Source organism: Flavobacterium sp. WG21, from assembly GCF_000335775.1.
Classification (GTDB): domain Bacteria; phylum Bacteroidota; class Bacteroidia; order Flavobacteriales; family Flavobacteriaceae; genus Flavobacterium; species Flavobacterium tructae.
Map to the genome: position 1 here is coordinate 138208 of NZ_AMYW01000005.1, position 22647 is coordinate 160854.

The 22647-nt window shown below is 36.4% G+C and carries 15 protein-coding genes; 8 read left to right on the plus strand and 7 right to left on the minus strand.

The features are described 5' to 3' along the window. Positions 1–384: 384 nt before the first annotated feature. The 7 genes from C245_RS0106010 (at position 385) to C245_RS0106045 (ending at position 11235) form a co-directional block, all read left to right on the plus strand. Entirely contained in the window at positions 385–1899 is a 1515-nt protein-coding gene (locus C245_RS0106010) for a PAS domain-containing protein (protein WP_026109903.1), read from the plus strand. 59 nt (positions 1900–1958) lie between these two features. Next, positions 1959–2318 carry a YegP family protein gene (locus C245_RS0106015; RefSeq protein ID WP_017495681.1) on the plus strand — a complete coding sequence of 120 codons (360 nt, stop codon included), beginning with the start codon at positions 1959–1961 and terminating at the stop codon, positions 2316–2318. A gap of 627 nt (positions 2319–2945) precedes the next feature. Beyond that, on the plus strand, positions 2946–5822 hold the full coding sequence (locus C245_RS0106025; RefSeq protein ID WP_017495683.1) for a TonB-dependent receptor: 2877 nt from the start codon (positions 2946–2948) through the stop codon (positions 5820–5822). A 147-nt stretch (positions 5823–5969) separates the two neighbouring features. Then, positions 5970–7253, plus strand: coding sequence for a DUF5690 family protein (locus tag C245_RS0106030; protein ID WP_026109904.1), 1284 nt, complete (start codon positions 5970–5972; stop codon positions 7251–7253). A 151-nt stretch (positions 7254–7404) separates the two neighbouring features. After that, the gene (locus tag C245_RS0106035; RefSeq protein WP_026109905.1) at positions 7405–8562 is read left to right on the plus strand and encodes a TIGR03364 family FAD-dependent oxidoreductase; all 1158 of its coding nucleotides are present in this window, start codon (positions 7405–7407) and stop codon (positions 8560–8562) included. Positions 8563–8721: 159 nt separating this feature from the next. Further along, a complete protein-coding gene (locus C245_RS0106040; protein ID WP_017495686.1) occupies positions 8722–9402 on the plus strand; it encodes a phosphonatase-like hydrolase in 681 nt (226 codons plus the stop codon). A gap of 150 nt (positions 9403–9552) precedes the next feature. Next, complete coding sequence (locus tag C245_RS0106045; RefSeq protein ID WP_017495687.1) at positions 9553–11235, plus strand: DUF4983 domain-containing protein; 1683 nt, start codon at positions 9553–9555, stop codon at positions 11233–11235. 272 nt (positions 11236–11507) lie between these two features. Here the strand turns inward: C245_RS0106045 and C245_RS0106050 are convergent, their stop codons facing one another. The 3 genes from C245_RS0106050 to C245_RS0106060 all read right to left on the minus strand — a co-directional run bounded on the left by C245_RS0106050 (position 11508) and on the right by C245_RS0106060 (position 14294). After that, positions 11508–12092 carry a helix-turn-helix domain-containing protein gene (locus C245_RS0106050; protein WP_017495688.1) on the minus strand — a complete coding sequence of 195 codons (585 nt, stop codon included), beginning with the start codon at positions 12090–12092 and terminating at the stop codon, positions 11508–11510. A gap of 322 nt (positions 12093–12414) precedes the next feature. Next, positions 12415–12975, minus strand: coding sequence for a hypothetical protein (locus tag C245_RS0106055; protein ID WP_017495689.1), 561 nt, complete (start codon positions 12973–12975; stop codon positions 12415–12417). 212 nt (positions 12976–13187) lie between these two features. Further along, a complete protein-coding gene (locus tag C245_RS0106060; protein ID WP_017495690.1) occupies positions 13188–14294 on the minus strand; it encodes a PepSY domain-containing protein in 1107 nt (368 codons plus the stop codon). A gap of 456 nt (positions 14295–14750) precedes the next feature. Here C245_RS0106060 and C245_RS24690 point away from each other — a divergent pair, with 456 nt between their 5' ends. Next, complete coding sequence (locus tag C245_RS24690) at positions 14751–17138, plus strand: TonB-dependent receptor domain-containing protein (protein WP_017495691.1); 2388 nt, start codon at positions 14751–14753, stop codon at positions 17136–17138. Between the two features lie 178 nt (positions 17139–17316). On the opposite strand, the gene C245_RS0106070 is transcribed toward C245_RS24690, so the two are convergent. From C245_RS0106070 to C245_RS0106085, 4 genes are all read right to left on the minus strand, one after another. Continuing rightward, the gene (locus C245_RS0106070) at positions 17317–18705 is read right to left on the minus strand and encodes an AMP-binding protein (RefSeq protein WP_017495692.1); all 1389 of its coding nucleotides are present in this window, start codon (positions 18703–18705) and stop codon (positions 17317–17319) included. A gap of 17 nt (positions 18706–18722) precedes the next feature. Further along, on the minus strand, positions 18723–18965 hold the full coding sequence (locus C245_RS0106075; protein WP_017495693.1) for an acyl carrier protein: 243 nt from the start codon (positions 18963–18965) through the stop codon (positions 18723–18725). A 425-nt stretch (positions 18966–19390) separates the two neighbouring features. Further along, on the minus strand, positions 19391–20797 hold the full coding sequence (locus C245_RS0106080) for an MATE family efflux transporter (protein ID WP_017495694.1): 1407 nt from the start codon (positions 20795–20797) through the stop codon (positions 19391–19393). Beyond that, a complete protein-coding gene (locus tag C245_RS0106085) occupies positions 20797–22629 on the minus strand; it encodes an IucA/IucC family siderophore biosynthesis protein (RefSeq protein WP_017495695.1) in 1833 nt (610 codons plus the stop codon). Before C245_RS0106085 ends, C245_RS0106080 begins: the two co-directional genes overlap by 1 nt. Positions 22630–22647: the final 18 nt, after the last annotated feature.

Here is a 22647-nt window from a genome sequence, read left to right on the forward strand (position 1 = left end):
TGATTCATATTTTTTTTTGTTGATGTTTTTTCTGTAGAAATAATTCTACAACAAGGCGTTCCATGTTCTATAACGTATTGATTTTATTGCATGTATTTTTGTTTTGTCAGGAAGACGCAGTTGCTGGAACTTTATAAATAAGATGGATTTGTAGCAGAATGGATTATTTTTTTTCAGCATCTAGCTTCCTGTATTAAAAGACACTCTTTTGTTGTTACGGACGGCTTTTTTTGTTTTTGTTTTTTGGGTTATAAAAATCAGGTCAATTTTTATTTTTTTAGAAGATCGCCGTCTGATCAACAAATAGTGCTTTTATAATCTAATGCAATTTTAATGCTAAAGAAAACTACAGTTAATAGAAAGGGAATGTATAAAAGTAAGACTATGGAATTCGATTTTTATAATACAAAGAAGAAGGCAAATGTGAATGTTTTTAAATCTAAAGCATTTGATGAGGTTCATGACGCCCTTTTCGTATTTACGATTTCGGCGGATAACGATTATGAAATGCCATTTATAAATGACGCCACTTATGAAATGTTTGAAGTTTTATCCAATAAGATGTTTACTAATACCGTACTTTCTATATACGATCGAATTCATCAGGATGATAAAAAAAGAGTGAAAAACTCTTTATTCGACGCTATTAAAAAAAGAAGAAAATGGAGTGTTGTGTTCAGGGCAGAATTACCTTTCAACGGATTAAGTTGGTTTAAGGTGACCTCAAAAAGAATAGTCAATAAAGACGGAAGTACGGAATTTTATGGTCGTATAACAGATATTACCGAATTAAAGGAGCAGGAGTTGAAACTCAGAAGAACGGAAGAACGTTTTAGGTTTATGCTGATGACTTCAAATGAAGGTATTTGGGATTGGGATCTAACCATGGATCGAATTTATTATTCGCCGCAAGCCTTAAATATATTGGAATTGAAAGCTTCTGATATTTCTTATACTTGTGATGGATGGAAGAAAATGATACATCCGGAGGATGTTGAAGATTGTCAAAAGGCATTTAACTATCATTTTGATAACAGAACTCCTTTTTACGAAAATTTTCAACGTGTATTAACCTCAAATAAAAAATACAAATGGATTCTCAGTAAAGGAATGGTGACCGAGCGTGATCTTGAGGGAAAGCCATTAAAAGTAATAGGAACTTACAGCAATGTTTCTTTTCAAAAAGAGAAAGAGCTTGAGTTAAGAAGAGAAATGGAAGTGTATAAAGAAAAGAACAATAGATTGTTGAATTTTTCGCACATCGTTTCTCATAACCTAAACTCGCACGCAGGTAATTTTAAAGTTCTTTTGGACTTGATCGATTCAGAAGAAGGTTTTGATGAAAAAGTTGAAACATTAAAATACCTGCGTGCGGTTTCCGGAGATCTTAGTAAAACAATTGAAGATCTGTCGCAAATTGTAAATGTTCAAAACAATACCGAAATTAATATCGAGGCGCTGAATCTAAACAGTTATTTAAACAGGGTACTCAATATTGTTAATGCTTATAACAACAAGAATAATGTTACGATAATCAACAACGTTTCCCCTGAAGCAGTGGTTCATTTTAATCCGGCATATCTTGAAAGTGTATTGCAAAATCTAAGTAGCAATGCTATAAAATATGCAGACCCTAAAAAACCACTGATCGTTGAATTTAATTTTTTCAGAGAAAATGGAAGAAAAGTATTCACCATAAAAGACAATGGTTTAGGAATTGATCTTAAGAAACACGGAGATTTAATTTTTGGAATGTATAAAACATTTCACAAACACGAAAAAGCAAACGGTTTGGGCTTATACATTACAAAAAATCAGATCGAATCTATGAATGGAAACATTACAGTAGAAAGTCAGGTAGGAGAGGGGACAACTTTTAAAGTCTTTTTTAAAGATTAAAGGTGCTGTGTTCAGTATTATAAATAGAATTTCAGATTACATAAATAATTATTTTTAGAATGGAAAAATTTATCGTTATTAAAAAAGCCAATGGAGAATTTCAATTCGAATTTGTAAATAAAAATGGTGAAATTATTTTAAGCAGTGGCGATTATACCCGAAAATTCATGTGTATGAAAGGGATTGAATCAGTAAAAGTTAATTCACAGGACAACACAAAATTCTTCCGGAAAACAAATTCAAAAGATGAAAGATACTTTAATCTTAAAGCTTTTAACGGAAAGATTATCGGAACAAGTAAAATATTTAAAGACAGAGATTCCCGCGATGAAGGAATACTGGAATTTAGAAAATATGCACCACACGCTATTGTAGAAGATCACTCTAATACAGTATTGGCTGAGAGTGCAGCATTTTAGAGTTATTCAATAAAACCGTCTGCCATTCGGTTTGATTTTATAAAACAATGAACTTTTGTCGTTTTCCGGATTGTAATAACGGAATCGTTTTTTAGATAATTTAATTGGTATATTACACGCCTAAGACCGCTTTTGCGGTCTTTTTTGTTTTTAATAAACTCAAGCTGCAAGTTAAAAGCTTGAAAACGAATCAGTTGTAAAGTTGGCAATTAAACAAAAAGTTTAGATAATCTAACCAGGAAGAAATCTGGTTAGATTTGCTCTGAAAGAGCTTTAGCATTAGCATGGATTTTTAGTGCTTTTTTTTGTAAAAAAAGAGATTAATATTTTACAAATAGTAAAAAAAATGACTTTCCAGGGAACTTACGCTTAATCAAGACTTAACTTCGGCTACGTGCAGTATTTTATCTGTCACTTTCCTTGAATTTCCTCACTTTAAAGATGTAAATCAAGCACTATTCTGTCAATATTTCAAGGATTATAAAACTATTTTTTTACAAATACTTAACAAATTGAACCTCTCAATTTTCTTTTCTTTAACAATTAGATAATTTTTGATTATTTACTATTTATAAAATTAATTGTTTATTTGCTTGTATAAATTTAATATTTGTAAACAAATTAACCATGAAAACAATTTACAAGGCAATTTTAATTTTTTCGGTTGCACTTTTTACTCAAAACATGACCGCCCAAAAGGCAACAATAAGCGGAACGATTACCGATGCGCAGTCCCCACTTCCGGGCGCAACCATTGTACTGTCTAATAATCAAAAAGCAACAACTGATTTTAGTGGTTATTTTACAATTCAGGATGTAGGATCGGGCAGCTTTGAATTACAGATCTCCTATATAGGATATGAGGTAAAGAATATAAAAATTGATATTAAAGACAATCAACAGTTAAAGTTAGGAATCATTCAACTGCAAAGCAATTCCAAAGAACTGAATGAAGTTGTCGTGAGCGGAATGGCTCAAAGAAATAGTGAAGCGAGAGCGCTAAACATGCAAAAAAAATCGATGAGCATTGTAAACGTTATCGCGGCCGACGGGATAGGAAAACTACCGGATCGTAACGCTGCCGAAACTGTACAGCGTATGCCGGGAGTTTCGATAGAGCGTGATCAGGGTGAAGGACGTTTTGTATCGGTGAGAGGATTGCCGCCATTTTGGTCGTCAACTACCATTAACGGAAACAGAATTCCAACTGCCGAAGAAGAAACGACTTCGAGAGCTACCGCATTTGATTTTTTTCCTTCAGATCTTATCGCCTATGTTGAAGCTACTAAAGCGCTTACACCGGACATGGATGGTGATGCGATTGGCGGAAGTGTCAATTTTACTACACAAACCGCTCCAACGAAAAGAACAATTAAAGCAAGTGTTTTTAGTGGATACAATCAAAAATCGGATAAAGGAATTTATAGTGGATCACTTACAATAGGTGATAAAAGTAAAAATGGAAAGTTTGGATACATTATCAATGGTACGTATTGGGACAGAAACTGGGCTACCGATAATTACGAGGCGAGAAGACAAGGTGATCAGGGCGTTTACAGATTGGAGTTGAGAGATTATACCGGAGTTAGAAAAACCACAGGTTTAAATGGTGCAATGGAGTTTAATCCTTCATCAAGAGATAAAATTTTTCTGAAAGTAACTTATGGCGGACTTACAGATGAAGAAACACATTACAAACACCGTATCCGATTTGATAAATTCAACGGTACAACAAATGCGTTAACGGTGGAACAGCAAGATATTCACAACCAATTAATGACACAATTTTTAGGTCTTGATTTGGGAGGAAAACATCAGTTAGCGAACGGAAAATTAGACTGGAGTCTTGCTTCTTACCGAAACAGGTTTAAGTATGGCAACATCCCAAATGCAGAAGACAACAGTTATTTTTTAATTCAGTTCAACCAAACCGGAGTAGGTGTTAAACCCGAATATTTAAAAACAGTGCCACTTGCAAACGGTGGAGCAGGAGGTCCGAGAGCGTATTGGGCTGCTGATGGCGGAGTTATGGATCCAAACAATCCAAAGTCAATATTTGATTTTTATTCCGATCCAAATTTCAAAACAGATCCAACAAAAATGAAGTTCTCTACTTTAGAACTTTACAAAATCAATATTGTAGAAAGAGATAACATTATTGCTGCAGTCAACTACGAGCACAATTTTAATGAGAATCTTAAAATGAAGTTCGGAGCGAAAGTAACAGATAAAGATCGTATCGCCACTTTTAGAGACGAATACTACAGCTGGACAGGTTCTCCAACTCCCTATTTATCCAATTATACTTCTGATTTAATTCTTCAACCGGGAGGTACAGATTACTTAAGGAAAGAAACAGGTACTTTGATTGGAAATAGTTTCGGTCCGGTTTTATCAGCGGATGGAATGACAAAATTATTCAATACCTCAAAAGCAAATCTGGTTTTAAATCCTGCTGATTCACAGATTCCGGAACTGGGAAAAGGATTAGGAAGAAACTTTAATGTAGGGGAGACAACCTCTTCTGTTTATGCAATGTCAACCTATAATCTGTCTGATAAATGGACTGTTCTAGGAGGTCTGCGTGTAACCAATACCATCACACAGGTAACCGGTAAAACAGTAGAAAACAATGTGGTGGTAGATGCTGAGAATACTAAAACATATACGTCAGTGCTTCCAATGTTGCACGTAAAGTATACTCCGATTGAGAATTTGAACCTTCGTTTTGCCACAACCAGAACATTTGCGAGACCTAATTTTGGAGACATTTCACCGGCTGGTTCACTAAATACTATTGACGGAGAGTATGCAGGAGGAAATCCAAATTTGAACCCAACCTATTCCTGGAACTTTGATTTGTTAGGAGAGTATTTTCTTGACGAAGTGGGAATCATTAACGCCGGAGTATTCTACAAATCGATTACAGATCCAATTTTTGACGATACTTATCAGGGGACCATTAACGGAATTCCTGATATAGAAATCAGTTCACCTGCTAACGGAGGAAATGCGTGGATTGGCGGAGTTGAATTTGGAATTACCAAGAGATTTAGCTTCTTGCCGGGATTTCTGAAATATTTTGGAACTCAGATCAATGCAACTCTTATGGACTCTGAAATGACTTTAGGAAAAAATGCTAACAATCCTAACGGAAGAAAAGTATCAACACCTTATCAGGCAAAACAATTATACAATTTGCAATTGTTTTATGAGAGCGGTAAACTGAATGTGAGAGCTGCCTTTAACCACAAAGGAGCTTATGCCACAAGTTTTGATGCCAATGCTAAAAATACAGACATGAATGATATTTATTACGGTAAATACAACTCACTTGATTTTTCTGCTTCTTATAAAATTGGAGATCATTTTACCATTTTCAGTGATGTAAACAATGTACTGAACGAGCCTTTGATGTACCATTTTGGAGAAACACCAAACCGTCCAAAACAGGTAGAATATTACGGAATGAAGTTTAACCTTGGTTTAAAATATAATTTATAGACAACTATAAGTTAACCCGTTGGATGTGCGCAGATTTTATTTTTACAGTTTATTTTTTTTTTAATCTGCTGCAATCAACGGGTTTCTAAAACAACCGTACTTATTTCACATTGATCACAACCCCATCACGTTAAAACTTAAGAACTAATGTCTAAAAAAGCGTCTAATTTCAGGTTCATACTCAAAACGTCCATAGCGGCATTCGGCACTTATTTTTGTATGTATGCCTTCAGAAAACCTTTTACGGTCGCCACTTTCGATCAGTTGTCTTTTTGGGGAATAGATTATAAAATTCTGCTCATTTTAGCACAGGTTTTAGGCTATACTTTTTCTAAATTTTTAGGAATCAAAATCATATCCGAATTAAAGTCGGCCAGGAGAATTTTATATTTAATCAGTTTTATAGCCATTTCAGAACTGGCTTTGCTGGGTTTTGCTTTGGTACCGGCACCTTACAACATTCTGTTTTTATTCATCAATGGATTGCCTTTAGGAATGATTTGGGGAATCGTTTTCTCTTATATCGAAGGCCGAAAAACAACGGAATTACTGGGGGTAATTTTATGCTCGAGTTTTATCGTTTCCTCAGGAGCGGCAAAATCTGTCGGAGTATTTGTTCTGAAGGTTTTGGGGTGCAATGAGTTTTGGATGCCTTTTGTTTCGGGATTACTTTTTATTGTTCCGCTAATCGTATTTTCATTGTTTTTGGAAAAAATCCCAAATCCGGATGACGAAGATCTGGTCATGAAATCCAAACGCAGACCTTTAGATAAAAAAGAACGTGCATCATTATTCCGACAATTTGCTTTTCCGTTGACCATACTGATCATTTTTTATGCCATGTTAACGGCAATGCGTGAATTCAGAGATAATTTTGCAAGAGAATTATGGGATTCTTTGGGATATAAAGAGAGTATTTCGATTTATATGTACTCCGAAATTCCGATTGCGATATCAGTTTTGGTCATTTTAGGATTTTTAGGAAGTATGAAAAGCAACTACAAAGCCTTCAAAAATTATCATTTGGTATTGCTCGTGGGTTCTGTACTCATAGGAATTACAACCTTATTGTTTCAAAAGCACTTAATGTCGCCACTTCTGTGGATGATGATTTCCGGATTTGGAATGTACGTTTGCTACATTCCGTTCAACGGTTTGTTTTTTGACCGTATGATTGCCACCTATAAAATTGATGGAAATACCGGATTTTTAATTTACATCGCCGATGCTTTTGGTTATTTAGGAAGCGTACTGGTATTGTTTTTTAAAAATTTTGGCGACAAGAATATTTCCCTGTTAAGCTTTTTTACCACCTGTATTTATCTGCTCTCTTTTGTTGGGATCATCACTACCATCATGTCCTTTAACTATTTTAAAAGGAAGTTTAGAAAGACTGCTAAAATTCATGCGGCTATGAGTTATGAGATGTAAGATGTGAGATGTAAGATGTGAGATGCAAGATTTGAGGCGCCGTGGGAAACCTGAAACCTGAAACTTGAAACCTGAAATAACAAACCAAAAACCAAAAACCAAAAACCAAAAACAAATAAACAGTAAAACAAATAAAAACACAAACACAAACATGAAAGAGAAGTATGATTTAATAATTATCGGAGCAGGAGTTCTGGGCACATTTCACGCCTACCATGCCCTGAAAAAAGGAATGTCGGTTGCCATTCTGGAAAAAAACAGCAAGCCGGAAGGCGCGACCGTTAGAAATTTTGGACAGGTTGTACCGTCCGGAATGGATCGAAAATGGCAGAATTTTGGAAAAGAAAGTTTAAAGATTTATAAAGATATTCAATCGCAGTTTGAGATCAATCTCCGTCAGAACGGAACTGTTTATCTGGCTTCAAATGAAGAAGAATTACAATTGATTGAAGAACTCCATCAGATTAATATTTCGAATGATTACGAATCTAATTTGCTGACTAAGGAGCAATGCCTGAATAAATATGACGGTTTACGTGCTGACTATTGTAAAGGAGGATTGTTTTTTCCGCAGGAAGTTACCGTTGAACCTGATACAATGATTCATAAATTGCATCAGTTTATGACAGCCAATCTTGGACTTGATTTGTTTATGAATACTACGGTTGTAGAAACCCAGGACCTAAACGATGAAGTAATAGCAAGAACTGCGGAAGGTGTAGTACATAAAGCTTCAAAAATTATTATTTGTAACGGAAGTGATTTCAAAATATTATATCCTGAGATTTACAACAACAGCGATCTGATTGTTTCTAAACTACAGATGCTGCAGACGAAACCTCAGAATAACTACAGATTAGACGGCTCTATTTTAACGGGATTGACTATAAGAAGATATGAATCGTTTGAAGAATGTAAATCGTATCAGGCCATCAAAGCAAAAGAAAATCCGGATAGTTTTGAGAAAAAGTACGGCGTTCATATCCTGTTCAAGCAAGCCCTTGACGGTTCGGTGATTTTAGGAGATTCTCATGAGTATGCTCCCGCAAAAGAAATTGATTCTTTAGGATTTGATCTGAATATGGACATCGATCATTTTATGATTGAAGAAGCCAAAAAGATAATCGATTTGCCTACTTATGAAATACAGAACAGATGGTTTGGAATGTACTCGCAATGTAAGACCAAAGATATTTTCGAATACACCGTTGACCAGAATATTCACATCATAACCGGAATAGGAGGAAAGGGCATGACGGGAAGTGCAGGATTTGCCAAACATAATATTGATACAATTTTTAATGCATAGGGATTGTAAGTTTTGAGTTATGAGTTATATGGGAAATTATTCATCATAGTTTATAATCTACATTTATAGTGCTTTCTAGAGCAATAAACAATAGATTTTAGACCATCAACCATTAACCACCAACCAAAAACTATAAATTTTTTAAAATAAATACACAAAATGAAAATTAATGAAATTGAAATGGTTGTTTTTGATATGGCAGGAACAACAATAAATGAGCAAAATATAGTTTACAAAACATTGCATAAATCCATCAACAACTTCGGGATCGAGGTTTCTTTGGAATCGGTACTGTCATTAGGAGCGGGAAAAGAAAAACATCAGGCGATCCGGGATATTTTAGAATACAATAACATCACAGACAAGAATAAATCAGATGTAATATTCGAATATTTTAAAGAAACACTGGACAATGAATATCTTTCAGCTTCCGTTTTACCTATTGAAGGCGTTGAAAATGTTTTTGAAAATTTAAAAAAGGACGGTGTAAAAGTGGTACTAAACACGGGTTACAGCAGTCACGTTGCGAATACCTTATTAGAAAAGTTAAACTGGAAGGAAGGAAACCAATACGATGCCTTAATCACCGCCGATGATGTAGTGCTGGGACGTCCATTTCCGGATATGATATACAAAGCCATGCAATTATTTGCGATTACTGACGCTTCAAAAGTACTAAAAGCTGGAGATTCTGCGATAGATATTGAAGAAGGTAAAAATGCTAAATGCGGTGTAACAATAGGCGTTTTATCCGGCGCACAAACCAGACAGCAGCTTGAAGCAGCCCAGCCCGATTACATATTAAATTCGCTGGCATCACTTTATAGTGTTATGAAGTGAGGTGTTTGATGTGAATAATGTTAGAAGCAAGAAGAAAGAAGTAACAATTAACAATTAACAATTGACAATTATCAATTAGTAAAAACAATATCCCTGCAGGAAAAGTTTCAAACAAGTAAATAAATAGTAACCATAAAACAATTCAACCCAATGAAAAAGATTTTTAGATTAAGTTACATTACAATTCTTGCAAGTGTGCTTTTAGTCACTTCCTGTACCAACGATTCAGCGCTTGCGAAAGACGAACAGGTAGTAAATGCTAAAACAAACACTAAAACCGGCAAATCTGCTTTAAGCAGTGGTACCAGAAAATTATTGATTATAGGAATCGACGGCTGTCGTGGCGATGCCCTAATGGGAGCCAATACTCCTAATGTTCATGCTTTATTACCCAATTCGGTTTACAGTTTAGATGCATTGACCGAAGCACCTACGTGGAGCGGAAACGGCTGGTCGACGATGCTTACCGGTGTGACCCATTTAAAACATGGCGTAACCGATAATTCATTTTCGAGTCCGAATTTTACCTCGTATCCTAGTTTTTTGAAAAGACTTGAAACGTATAATTCTGCTTTAAAAACCATGTCGATTGTGCATTGGGCACCCATCAATACCTATATTGTGGATGGCATTGATGTAGAGAAAACGCTCACCACCGATTTGGCCGTTAAAAATGAAGTGGTTGCCGCACTTACAAACGACAATCCGGATGCCTTGTTTTTGCACTTTGATGACGTGGATCATGCAGGACACAGTTATGGATTTTCGCTTAATGTGCCACAATACAAATCTTCAATCGAAACCACAGACGGTTACATAGGTGAAATCTTAACGGCTTTAAAGAACAGACCTAATTATGCCAATGAAGACTGGCTGGTTGTGGTAGCGCCGGATCACGGAGGGATTGTTACAGGTTCTAGCGGATCTCATGGCGGAAGTTCTTACGAAGAACGAAACATCTTTACTATTTTCAACAATAAAAACTTTACTTCAACTAAAATCGAAAAACCGGTTGATCCCACTACAACGATAACGGGTAAGTTTGTCAATTTTAATTCCAATTCTATTTATGCTTCAACATCCAATGCACTTTACAATTTCGGAACTTCGAGTTTTACAGTGGAATGCCGAGTAAAAACATCAGGATATAGCAGTGATCCTTCGCTGGTTTCGAATAAAAACTGGGTGAGTGGTAAAAACCGAGGTTTTGTTATCTGTGCCAATACCGGAGGAACATGGAAGGTAAATATTGGGGACACTCAAAGTCGTGTGGATATTTCCGGTGGGACAATCAATGATGGGAAATGGCATCACTTGACACTTGTAGTAGACCGTACAGCCAAATTGGTTAAAACGTATCAGGACGGTGCTTTTGTGGGGCAGGCTGCTATTGGCGCCAGTTTTGGAAGTCTGACTTCCGGACTGCCTTTTGCGATAGGACAAGACGGAACGCTCACCTATGGTGCCAATGTAAACGGAAATATTGCTGAGGTACGCGTATGGAACAAAGCCTTATCGGAAGCTTCGATTTTAAATTATACCTGTTCTTCAGTTACCGCTTCACATCCGGATTACTCCAATCTTATTGGATATTGGAAAGGAGATAACGGATCAGGAAATAGTTTTACCGATTCAAGCGTTCAGCAGGTAAACCTTGCTTTTCCAAATACTCCAACATGGATAAGCAGTACAGCTACCTTAAAATGTGGTACCGCAACAGGAGCAGTTCCAAAGATGGTAGATATCGCCTATTCTTCATTGCAATGGTTTGGTGTACCCATCAATACAAGCTGGTCTTTAGACGGCCGTTCATGGCTTCCGACAGCGAACTAAAAAATTTGTGTTTTTTGTTTTTTAAAGGGTTATCTTCATTTTTGAAGGTAGCCTTTTTGATTTGATTCTGGCTTGGAGTTTAACCGCAAAGAGCGCAAAGATGTTACGCAAGGTTCGCAAAGTTTTTTAATGTAAAGAGATGGTTTAACCGCAAAGAGCGCAAAGATGTTATGCAAGATTCGCGAAGTTTTATTTACAAAGCTTTGCGAACTTTGTTTTTTAAAAGGTTTGACCTGTAAAAATAACTTAGCGTTCTTTGCGGTTAAAAAAAACTAACTATTACTCTCAGAATAAAAATAAAGTACCAGCATCACACAGTTTTCTGTTGTTCGGTTTTGAGGCACGTGCGGATGCCTTCCGTTGAAACATAGTGAATCACCTTCATTGACAACCACTTCTGCATCATCTATAATATAAGTCACACTTCCTTTAATGATGTATTTGAACTCCCAGGCATCTGTAATTACTTTTTCGCGTTTACAGTTAGGTTCCACGTCAAGAATTACAGCTTCAAAACCAATAGAGTTAATGCTTTTACTGAAAATATGATAATAGTTAAAACCGGTAGTTTCAGCACGGTCCTCTTTTTCTATTTTTTGATAATCTTCTTTTTTAATATGAATGTATTTCGCATTCTTGGTATTTTCAACGCCTTCAAAAAAATAACTCACATCCGTATTTAAGGATTGGATCAATTCAATCAAAACGGGTAAGGAAGGAATTGTTCTTCCGTTTTCAATTCTGGAAATCAAACCGTTGCTAACTCCGGCTCTGTTGGCTACTTCGTGTATGGTTAATGCATTTTTCTTCCTGATCTCTTTTAATCTCTTTCCAATACCAATTAAAAAATCTTCCATAATAAAAACTTCAGTTTAGTATGGTAAATATAACACAATTAGCGGGTGAGTTGCAAAAGAAGGTAAGTCTTAGTGTGAACTTTTGTATTTTTTATAGTTAGGATCATGGCACACGGATGACACGGATTCGCTAGGCGAAGACGCGGATCTGCACGGATTTTTTTATTTTATCCGGGATAGGATTATTCTATTATGGTAGCGCATTTTATTCTTCTAAAAATCCGTTTTCATCAGCGTTTTCGTGAAACGAATCCGCCTCATCCTTATACTTTTTTTAGTGCACTTTAAAACAAAAAAGAAGCTTTATAAAATAGAACAGAAATCAATTCACCGTTACATTTCTACCCTTTGCTTTTTTAATGAGGTTGAGAGAATCCCTGATTAACGATTTTATTTCTAACGATGGAGCTTTGCGAATTTCATGTCTGTTTTGAATTGGGCCCTCTATATCCATTTTAGCAGCCTGTAAATGGGCTTCGAACGCTCTGAGCACCTGATTTTCGATAGTTGAATGTTTCTTGTAGTAATAGATTGCATTGTGCAAATCCTCTATATGGCCTGTAAAATCTAAGATTGCTCTTTTGGATACCGCCCGACTGTAGTAAATAGAAAACTCTAAAGGATCAGTTTCAATGGCTTTGTCAAAATCCTCAATAGCATTATAATGGTAATCCAGTTTTTGAAGACAAGTTCCTCTTAAGGCATAAACCCCCTGATCAAATCCGGAATTGATCGCACAGTTTAAATGCAGCAGGGCATCCTGAAACCGATTCGACAAATAAAACTGTCTGCCCTTTTCCAGATGAAGAGAACCATCATTAGAAACGGGTTTCGAAAGTCTTTCCGTAAACTTTTTTATTACTAAAGTGTTGAACCATTTCATGTTTTTGAGATTTTAGCCAACAGATTAAACAAGTCCTAAAAAGATTTATTAGAAATGGGGGGATTAAATTTAGTTAAATTTTTGAAATATAGCAACTTACGATTGTTTTTATTTCGAAAAACAGAGCAAAAGGATTCTAATTACCCAACAGGTAAGAAAATTTTTCCAAAGAAATACAACAACTGAATAAGGCGATTTGTTTCGTCAAAAAACTACTTTTTCTTTCTGCCGAGCCAAATGATTAGTCCCGTAATTGGTAATGTCGCAGCAAAAAGGCAAACCAAAAAAGCAATTATTTTGGTGGTTAATCCATAAACACTTCCGGTATGAATAGGATACATCAAACGTTTCAGTTTGTCACCGTTTGAATAGGATTTATAAGGTCTGTTTTCAATATTTTCCGCCGTATACTTATCAAAATAAGCCGAGCTGGATTGATGTGGAATGATTCTTTCGAGATCTTCCTTCAGAACGGTAATACTATTAATTGTATCCACCGGCATTCTAATTTGGATATTTCCGGTATAAGGAAAAATACTGTCGGTCTTATTGTAAATACTTTGATAAAAAGCGGTATTATTGAGCTTAGGATCTATTTTTGTTGGATTCTCTACTTTTAAAGACAGTTTTTTACTGGTAGTTCCATCAGCCAGAAAGTAAAGACCATTTTGAAACCAGTCGAAGGCAAAGGAAAGACCGGTTAGCGAAATAATAAGTAAAGCTAAAAAGCTGTAAAAGCCAAAAGTAGAATGAAAATCCCAATTGATTCTTTTGAAGGAACCGCTCCATTTTACCTTTAGTCGTTGTTTTAAATTTTTAATTTTTTTCGGCCACCATAACACCATACCTGTGATCAGCATCAGAACAAAAATAATACAGGAAGATCCCATAATAAGCTGACCTGCATCACCCATTAGCAATTGTCTGTGGAGTGAAAGTACGACCACAAAAAATCGACTTTCCTGAGGTGTTGTGGCGAGCACTTTTCCGGTATAAGGATCAATAGAAAAAAATTGTGCCTTTTTATCAGCATCCTTTGCCAGAATTTGGAAGGTACGCGAAGGATCATTGAAGGTAGAAATTCGGGTGATTTTTTTGATGTCGTATTGTTTCTGAAGAACGTCTGTACAATAATCAATCGTTTTTTTGGTAGTCCCTACAGATGAAACCTTATAGTATTGAGGATGTAAGAATGAGTCAATTTCTTTTTCAAAAACCAAAATACTGCCGGTTAAGGCCGCAATAAAAACGATTAAACCTGAGCCAAGCCCCAGCCATAAATGTATTTGTCTGATCGTTTTTTTTATTCCTTTCTTCATTTAGTAGCTTATTTGGTTTTATTGGCACTCTGGTTCACACCCTAATAGTATCATTTTCGGTTAGAATTAAACTTGAATCCACAGAAAATGCGTCGCAAATTTATACTTATTTAGACTAAATCTTTATTTTTTGAATAAAAAAAAGAGCCGTAAAACCTCAAAAATGCTCATTTATTAACTTTTGAATGGAGTAGTCTTAAACTTTGAGAAGAGAAAACTTACAGATTCATTTTGAATCGTTTTGTGGCATTCGTACAATTTTTTAAGCTGCTGCTCCTGTAATATTGCTTTTTTATCAAGAAACTGATTTATTTTCTGACAAAGGCGCATGAATTATTAAATATTCTATAGAATAAATCGAAATAATACTTGTTAAACAATTATTAATCTTTATTTTTGCGCTGTTTTTATTAATTCTAAATAAGAATAAAATCACTAACCAAAAAATTAAAATCAATGAAATATCTTAGTTTAAGAACATCAAAGTTTTTATTTATTATCAGCCTCTTATTTTCGGTCTTTTCTTCTTTTGCACAACAAAATGGTGGAAAAATTAAAGGACAAATCACAACCTCTGACGGAAAATCGGCTTCGGGAGTTATTATTACACTTAAAAATTCAAAATATAAAACCATTTCAAATAGCGACGGCAGCTTTAGACTGAATAAAATTGCAGAGAATATTTATACACTGCAAGCGTCATTATCGGGTTACGAAACGATTGAACAGGAAGTTACGGTTGCCAACAATGAAACGACCAATGTGACTTTGCAATTGAAATTTAATGGTAAAGAAACCAGAGCTTCTGAAGACAATGGTGACCAACTCGATGAAATTATAGTTTCAGCGAGCAGAAAAGTAGAAACCTTATCAAAAACACCTTCTTCGGTAACCGTAATCAACGCTAAGGATATTGAAGACTTATCAATTGTAAGTTCAAATATTGCCAATACTGTGGCATTTGCAGTTCCGGGCTTAGGATCGGGTACAAACAATACAGGGAATTACGGTCAGACTCTTCGCGGTAGAAATCCCTTAGTTTTGATTGATGGAATTCCGCAATCAACGCCATTGAAATCTGCAGGACGTGAACTGCGTTCTATAGATCCTTCGGTAATTGAACGTATCGAAGTCATTAAGGGAGCAACTGCCATTTATGGGAATGGTGCTGACGGAGGTTTGATTAATTACATTACAAAATCAGGTAAAACTCAGAAGAAATTTGCCGGATACAGTGAGGCAGGAACTAACGGAAATATAAAAGGTGACAGTACATTAGGATACCGATTCAATCAGCAGTTTTACGGAAAAATCAGTAAGTTCAACTATATGGTAGGCGGAACTTATGAAAAAACGGGTGTTTTTCGTGATGGAGGAGGGAAGGTTATTTCTCCTGAATACGGATTAGGGGAAACTAAAACGTATAATGTGTTTACCAAAGTAGGTTACGATTTAACCGCTAAGCAAAGAATTGACTTCATGTACAATTACTTCAGTTCGAATCAGGATTCGGATTTTATCCTTAAAAATGGAGTATACGGTGTAAGCCCGGCAATTGGAGTATTGGGTAACAGGCCTGGTGTAGACGAAGGAAATCGTTACAATCACAACGCTAATCTTCAATATGTAAACAGAGGGATTTTTGGAAGCACTTCACTTACAGCTAACTTGTATTTTCAGGATTTCCTGACGGCATTTTCTAACTCTACTTTTTTCTACGGAAGTGGACAATCACAAACAGCATCTACCAAAAAAGGGCTAAGAGTATATTTGAATTCTCCTTTTGTAATTTCGTCAAACTTCACGGGTGATGTGACTTATGGATTCGATTTACTGAACGATAAAACGAATCAAAAACTGGTTGACGGACGTGTTTGGGTTCCGAACATCGATATGGTCAATCTGGCACCATATGCACAATTATCGACACAGCTGTTTGGCGACTGGAATGTAAAAGCAGGTTTGCGTGCAGAAAATATTAAAATTAATATCGACGATTATAATACTCTTGCTACCGGTGCAAATGGGGCGGGAAGTATTGCTGTAAAAGGTGGAGAACTTAATTATGATGCTTTTGTTTTTAATACAGGTATTCGATATTCAAGATTTAAATTCTTCAATCCGTTTGTGAGTTTTTCTCAGGCTTTTTCTGTATTTGATTTAGGAAGGGTTTTAACCAATGCAAAACAGGATGCCATCTCTAAGTTAGAGACAGAACCAATTATTGTCAACAACTATGAAGGAGGTTTTAGCAGTCAGTTAGGGAAATTCAATTTAAGTGCTTCTTATTATTTGAGTACATCAAAATTAGGAACCAATTTGATTCAGGTAGACGGATTTTTAGTAGCAGAACGTTTGCCGGAAAGAGTTTGGGGATATGAAGTTCAGGCCGATTACCAAATTCTTAAGGAATTGACAGTAGGGGGTAACTATGCAAATGTACAGGGAAGAGGGGATAAAGATTCTGACGGAAACTTTTACGGACCAAACGATATTTATTTGAAATCAAACCGAATCCCTCCGGTTAAAATTACAGGTTACGCAAAGTATGGCGGTAAAAGATTAAATGTTGAATTGTACTGGATGTACGTTGGTGATCGTGATGTTTTCAAACCAAATGCCAAAGGAGCTTATGCCATTGGTGAAGGACCAATTCATTCTTTCAATTTATGGAATCTGGCATCTGCTTATAAAGTAACAGATAGCATCCGTGTTAAACTTGGAATTGAAAACATATTCAATACAGATTATTATCCAACGACTTCTCAATTTTATGGTACAAATGCCAATTATACAAGAGGAAACGGTACCAGATTTAATTTAGCACTGGGGTATAGCTTCTAAGAGATAGCTTTTCAAATAGTATTATTTTGTTTTTTTATTTAAAAGGTTCCTGACGCGGTTTTGTCAGGAGCCTTTTTTTGTTTTGAAGGATATAAAAAAGTCACAGTTTACAGTTTACAGTGTCAGTAATCACTGAAACTTGGTAATACGACTGTAAACTGCGACTGTGACTGAAAACCTATAAAGCTCCTTCTAATTCCAGTGACTCCTTAAGTAAAGGATAGTTTACTTTTCCGTTTGGTGTAAGCGGAACGTCTTCTATGTGCATCACTTTTAAAGAACTGGCATGGAGATTTAGTTTGGCTTTTAGCACTTTCAGAATCAATTCTTTGTTCAGATTTTCGTCGGTGTACATTACGGCCAGATGCTTATCGTTTATTCCGATACAGATAAACGTTTGTCCGCCCAATGCATCTTTCAGTAATAATTCTGTTTCGTCAAGATTGAGACGTACTCCGAACAATTTCACGATTCGTTTGATTCGGCCTACAATATAGTAGTAACCTTCTTCGTCTTGTCTGGCCTTGTCTCCGGTGTGGAGTCTTTCCTGTTCCTCATAAAACTGAAGATCAGCTCTCACATTGGCATAACCGCCGTATACATTTGGACCAATATAAATCAGTTCCTCTGTTTCGTTATCAATCTCAAAACGTCCATTTTTAACTGGTAAACCAATAGAAGTTCCTTTTCGTAGCAGATCTTTTGGAGGCAGATAAGCCATACGACCGGAAGCTTCTGTTTGTCCATACTGCGCAAAGAATTGTTTGCCGAATTTCTCACTAAAATCTGAAATTGCCTCAATTAGTTTGTGGTTCAGCATTCCGCCCGTATGAGTCAGGTAGCGTAAAGACGGATGATCTTTCTTGAAGAATCCGATACTGTACAACATCTCATAGAAGTACGGAACTCCACCTAAGGTAGAGTATCCGTAGTTTTTGAAATCGGCCCAGAATTCTTTTTGAAAAGCATCTTTATCTGTACAAACAATCTGACTGGCTTTGATACAATTGGTGGTGAAAATCGACAAGCCATACACAAAATTAATAGGTACATTTAAAGGCACTACATCATCTGACCGGATAGGCATATACTCCATAATCGATTTTGCATTGTGCACCAGGTTTTCATCAGAAAGCCTAACAAATTTAGGCGATCCTGTAGTACCGGAAGTACTTAGCAAAAGTTTTATTTTGGCATGTATCGGGTAAATTAAATTTACATTTCGTTTAAACAATACTATCGTTTCTGAGGCATTTACAGCCGTATAACCTTCTATTTCAGTTCGCGTAGGGTCGTAGATATAATAAGGAGTATATTTCTGTTCCAGATTTTCCTTAAAATTTTCTAGTAAACCCATTCCCAACAAAGCAATCGTAAACCTGCTCTGGTAAAAATTTAAAAGCGTTTCAATAGCCGGTAACTGATTGTCATTGTAAATAAAAACAACTGAACGGATGTTTTCGATTTCCAGTGACTGATCCATTTCTGCAATAGTTTTTGAAACTCCGGTACTGGCGTCGGTAAAAGTCAGCTTTTCATTTTTTCTGATTAAATCGTATAGTTCCATAAGTTTAGTGGTCTATTCTAATTGATTTCAAATCCGTATTTTTTAAGAATGTCTTTAATCTTTGCTACACTTCCCATCTCCAGAATGTCTTCCATTTCGATTGAGATTTTGTAAGTACTTTCAAGTTCTTCTACTAATACCAAATGACTCATCGAATCCCATTCGGCTATAGCCTGATATTCCAGTCCGTCGTTTACTGATTCAACAGGAATTTCAAAAGCTCTTGCAAATACTCCGTGTAATTGTTCTATTGTACTCATTGTTTTATTATTTAATATTAAATTGATATTTTTTATTTGTTGTTTAATGTTTTTTGATGCAACTCATATGCAATAGATATGACGCCCTCCGGAGCTTTTGCAAAAAATACGTTATAAATGCTATAAATATGATGCTCCTTTGGAGCTTTTACAAATGCTATCTCATTGGAACGTAATTCTATAGATATGTCGCTCCTTTGGAGCTTTTACAAATGTTATCTCATTGGAACGTAATTCTATAAATATGACGCTCCTTTGGAGCTTTTATAAATGTTATCCCATTGGAACGTAATTCTACAGATATAGCGCTCCTTTTTGGAGCTTTTTATAAATGTTAAGCCCCATCGGGGCAAAATATTTATAGAAATTGGTAAAATCGTTTCAATAAACCCCAACGGGGTGACATATTTTGAACCGGTTTAGTTTTAAACCTTTGTATGTTTCCATTTTCCTTTTCGGAAGACGACAATACAAGCCACGGCCAATATAATTTCTGAAATAAGGATGGCGGTAAAAACACCATTTGATCCCAGGTCAAAAGAAATTCCCAGAGCATAGGCAAGCGGAATCTGTATGACATAGAACATCAGGATGTATAGCCAGGTCACCACTTTTACTTCACCGGCAGCATTAAGGGCTCTTGAAATCACCATCGTATAACCTAATAAGATGTAGGCTATCGAAATTAGATGAATGTACATGGTACTAAAAGAAATCACCTCAGGAATATCAGTAAAGATTTTTATGACCGGAACAGCAAGGAATATCCAGGAAATTCCAATTAAAACCAGAAATCCCATGTTTAACATTCCCGCTCTCCAAACTGATTTTTCGGCGCGTTCGGGCTGTTTCGCTCCCAGATTTTGTCCGGTTAAGATTCCTGCAGCATTTCCAAGACCCCAGGCTGGCATCGTAGCAATCGAAGTGACTCTTTGCGCCAGAATGTATCCGGCAAGAGCACTTTCGCCAAAATGCGACATGATTTTGATCATGAACACCCAGCTTGATGCCGGAATGATGAATTGTACGGTACCGCCAAAAGCCAGTTTTAGTACTCTTTTGAAAATAGCAAGATTAAAGACCATTTGTGCCAGACCAATTTTTAACATGGTTTTTGCTCTTATCAGATACCAGGCCTGATACAGCACTCCAATTACTCTTGCAATTAAAGTGGCCAGCCCAACTCCCAATAAACCGTATGCCGGAACAGGACCCCAGCCATAAATAAATACGGGGCACAGTATAATGTTCAACGCATTGGAAAGCCAAAGTATTCTCATAGCAGTCGAGGCGTCTCCAACACCTCGGAAGATTCCATTTACGACGATTCGAAGAATCAAAAATCCGCTGGAAGCAAACATGACGATGCCGTAAGTTCTTCCTTCCTCAACCATAGCAGCCGAAAGTCCCATGGCACTCATAATATCGGTGGTCCAGATGGTGCACACAATACTAATCAGGACGGCAATAGGCACTGTAGCATAAATCACCTGCATGGTGGTCTGACCTGCCGCTTTGAATTTTTTCTCGCCAATTCTTCTGGAAATCATCGCTGAAGCCGCTATCCCCAAACCAATGGAAACCGAATAACAAAAAGTGATGAAAGTAGTGGTCGCTCCCGCAATTGAAATAGCATTCGTACCCAATCGGCTAACAAAGAAGAGATTGGAACATACAAATAGTGATTCCATCAGAAGCTCAACCACCATTGGAACTGACAGTAAAAGAATGGTTTTGTTAATACTGCCCGAAGTGAAGTTTTTTTCACTTCCGGCAAGAGAACGCCTTAATAAACCAAAGAAGGAGCGTGTTTTTAAAAGGGCTTCTTTCATTAGTTTTCTTTTGCTGTTACTATTTCTTCATGGATTAGCTGATGTAACGGATTCGGTACAAAACCACTTTTCTTCATGTGTGGAAATCCGGCTGTTTCTTCATAACCATTATACAAACGTCGGCTATTGAAAATAAGACGTTTGAATTCAGGTATAAACATATTGTACTTGTCGAAGATTTCCTGAAGCTCAGGATGTTCTGCCTGATATTCGATGATAATATCGTAAACACAATTCCAGAATTCCTTCTCTGTATAGTTAGCGTTTGTAATCATAACGTGACTCAGGTATCTGAAGAAGGCATCAAAAATGGCGATAAGTATCGTTAACGGTGCATTTTCCGGATTTGGAGAGGCATTAAACAAGTTATCAATAAATTCCTGTGGCAATTTTTTCTTTGCTTCTTCATTAATTAAAATATCTCCCACAAAGTCCTGCAAGGCAATACGTGTTGGTACATAATCTTTTAGAATCAGAATCACATTTTGTCCATGTGGATCGATAGATAACGAATGCTGGTAATAAATCTGAAGCACTGGTTTAAGATACGCAGTCATATAAGCTTTGAGCCATTGTTCTGTAGAAAGACCTGATTTTTCTATAAGTTCTTGTACAAGACTTTTTCCGGTGTTGTCTACATATAATAATGCCGCCATCGTCATTAAATTCTCTCCTTCTCTAAGGGAATTTATAGGGCTTTCGCGCCACATAGCACCCAGATATTCATTGTACTGGTAAGGAGGATTGTCAATTTTACTATAACTTGGGTGGGCGTAGGTAACCGAAACGACTTCGCCTAAAAGTACAACTCCCATTTTTTGCAAGTGCTCGTCTTTTTTAAGAACATTTTTCAGATACTCTGTCAAACGTGGCGCTATCAATAATTGTTTAGGAGACAAACCTCTGACATGACTGGTGTTTAAAATAGACATTGATGTTTTTACATAATGTTTATGAGGTGCACTTTCGTTGAAAAAAGTACGGATGCTTTGTTGAGGACTGTAAATGTCTTCGGTTAATTCTAATGGGATAAGATGTTTGGAAGCAATATCATTAGAAAATTGCATCACAAGTTTATTTTGCCATTGCCATACATGCACCGGAATAAAAACATAATCATACGGATTTACATTCAATGCCGCTAACTTGTTTCTAAAGGCATCCAGTTTTTCTTTGCCAATTTCATTTTCATAAAAATCCTGATCGTCCACATCGGTCTGTAAGCGTAGATTAGCTCTGTTTTTATGAGCAGCAATCCAAATTAAACGTGTTCTTTGATCAGACTCGGGATTGTATTTCGTATAATCTTCCGAGTCAAAACCAATACGGCCTTTGTTTACAATTACCCACGGGTGGCCATCGAGACTGTGTTCGATCGTTTGAAAATCAGCATCGGCTAGTTCCGCGGCAGGCACACGACGGTTTGACTGAATGTAAGCATCAGCGTATAAGGTATGCAGTAACTCTTCGATATAATGGGCCAGGGTAAAAGAGTTGATACCAAAAGTTTCCTGAAGTTCGATAAAGAAATTAGGGACATCGATATGCTCTAATTTTACTTCATGCTCCACTTTACAAAGGCTGTCTTTAACGATATGCCAATAGTTAAGAAACCTTGGATAAGCTGAAAAAGTATAGTAAATACTCGCTGTGTCGGTTTCTAATCTAAAATGAGTAAGACCATCCTCATCTTTAGCAGTTATTTGTGGGTTTGCGACGTCTTCACGCATCAATTCCGAAATACTTTTGGCGAGTAAGTTTCGATTGACCTGATTCCAAATATCGGCGTTGAGGTGCTGAGCGTCTTTAAAGGTATTTTCTGGGGTTATCATCTGAGTTGATTTTTAGTA

Bases quoted from the DNA above. Each gene is read 5' to 3' on its own strand.
- C245_RS0106075 (WP_017495693.1), bottom strand. From the start codon at position 18,965: ATGAGTACAATAGAACAATTACACGGAGTATTTGCAAGAGCTTTTGAA.
- C245_RS0106040 (WP_017495686.1), top strand. From the start codon at position 8,722: ATGAAAATTAATGAAATTGAAATGGTTGTTTTTGATATGGCAGGAACA.
- C245_RS0106025 (WP_017495683.1), top strand. From the start codon at position 2,946: ATGAAAACAATTTACAAGGCAATTTTAATTTTTTCGGTTGCACTTTTT.
- C245_RS0106010 (WP_026109903.1), top strand. From the start codon at position 385: ATGGAATTCGATTTTTATAATACAAAGAAGAAGGCAAATGTGAATGTT.
- C245_RS0106060 (WP_017495690.1), bottom strand. From the start codon at position 14,294: ATGAAGAAAGGAATAAAAAAAACGATCAGACAAATACATTTATGGCTG.
- C245_RS0106070 (WP_017495692.1), bottom strand. From the start codon at position 18,705: ATGGAACTATACGATTTAATCAGAAAAAATGAAAAGCTGACTTTTACC.
- C245_RS24690 (WP_017495691.1), top strand. From the start codon at position 14,751: ATGAAATATCTTAGTTTAAGAACATCAAAGTTTTTATTTATTATCAGC.
- C245_RS0106085 (WP_017495695.1), bottom strand. From the start codon at position 22,629: ATGATAACCCCAGAAAATACCTTTAAAGACGCTCAGCACCTCAACGCC.
- C245_RS0106080 (WP_017495694.1), bottom strand. From the start codon at position 20,797: ATGAAAGAAGCCCTTTTAAAAACACGCTCCTTCTTTGGTTTATTAAGG.
- C245_RS0106015 (WP_017495681.1), top strand. From the start codon at position 1,959: ATGGAAAAATTTATCGTTATTAAAAAAGCCAATGGAGAATTTCAATTC.
- C245_RS0106045 (WP_017495687.1), top strand. From the start codon at position 9,553: ATGAAAAAGATTTTTAGATTAAGTTACATTACAATTCTTGCAAGTGTG.
- C245_RS0106050 (WP_017495688.1), bottom strand. From the start codon at position 12,092: ATGGAAGATTTTTTAATTGGTATTGGAAAGAGATTAAAAGAGATCAGG.
- C245_RS0106035 (WP_026109905.1), top strand. From the start codon at position 7,405: ATGAAAGAGAAGTATGATTTAATAATTATCGGAGCAGGAGTTCTGGGC.
- C245_RS0106055 (WP_017495689.1), bottom strand. From the start codon at position 12,975: ATGAAATGGTTCAACACTTTAGTAATAAAAAAGTTTACGGAAAGACTT.
- C245_RS0106030 (WP_026109904.1), top strand. From the start codon at position 5,970: ATGTCTAAAAAAGCGTCTAATTTCAGGTTCATACTCAAAACGTCCATA.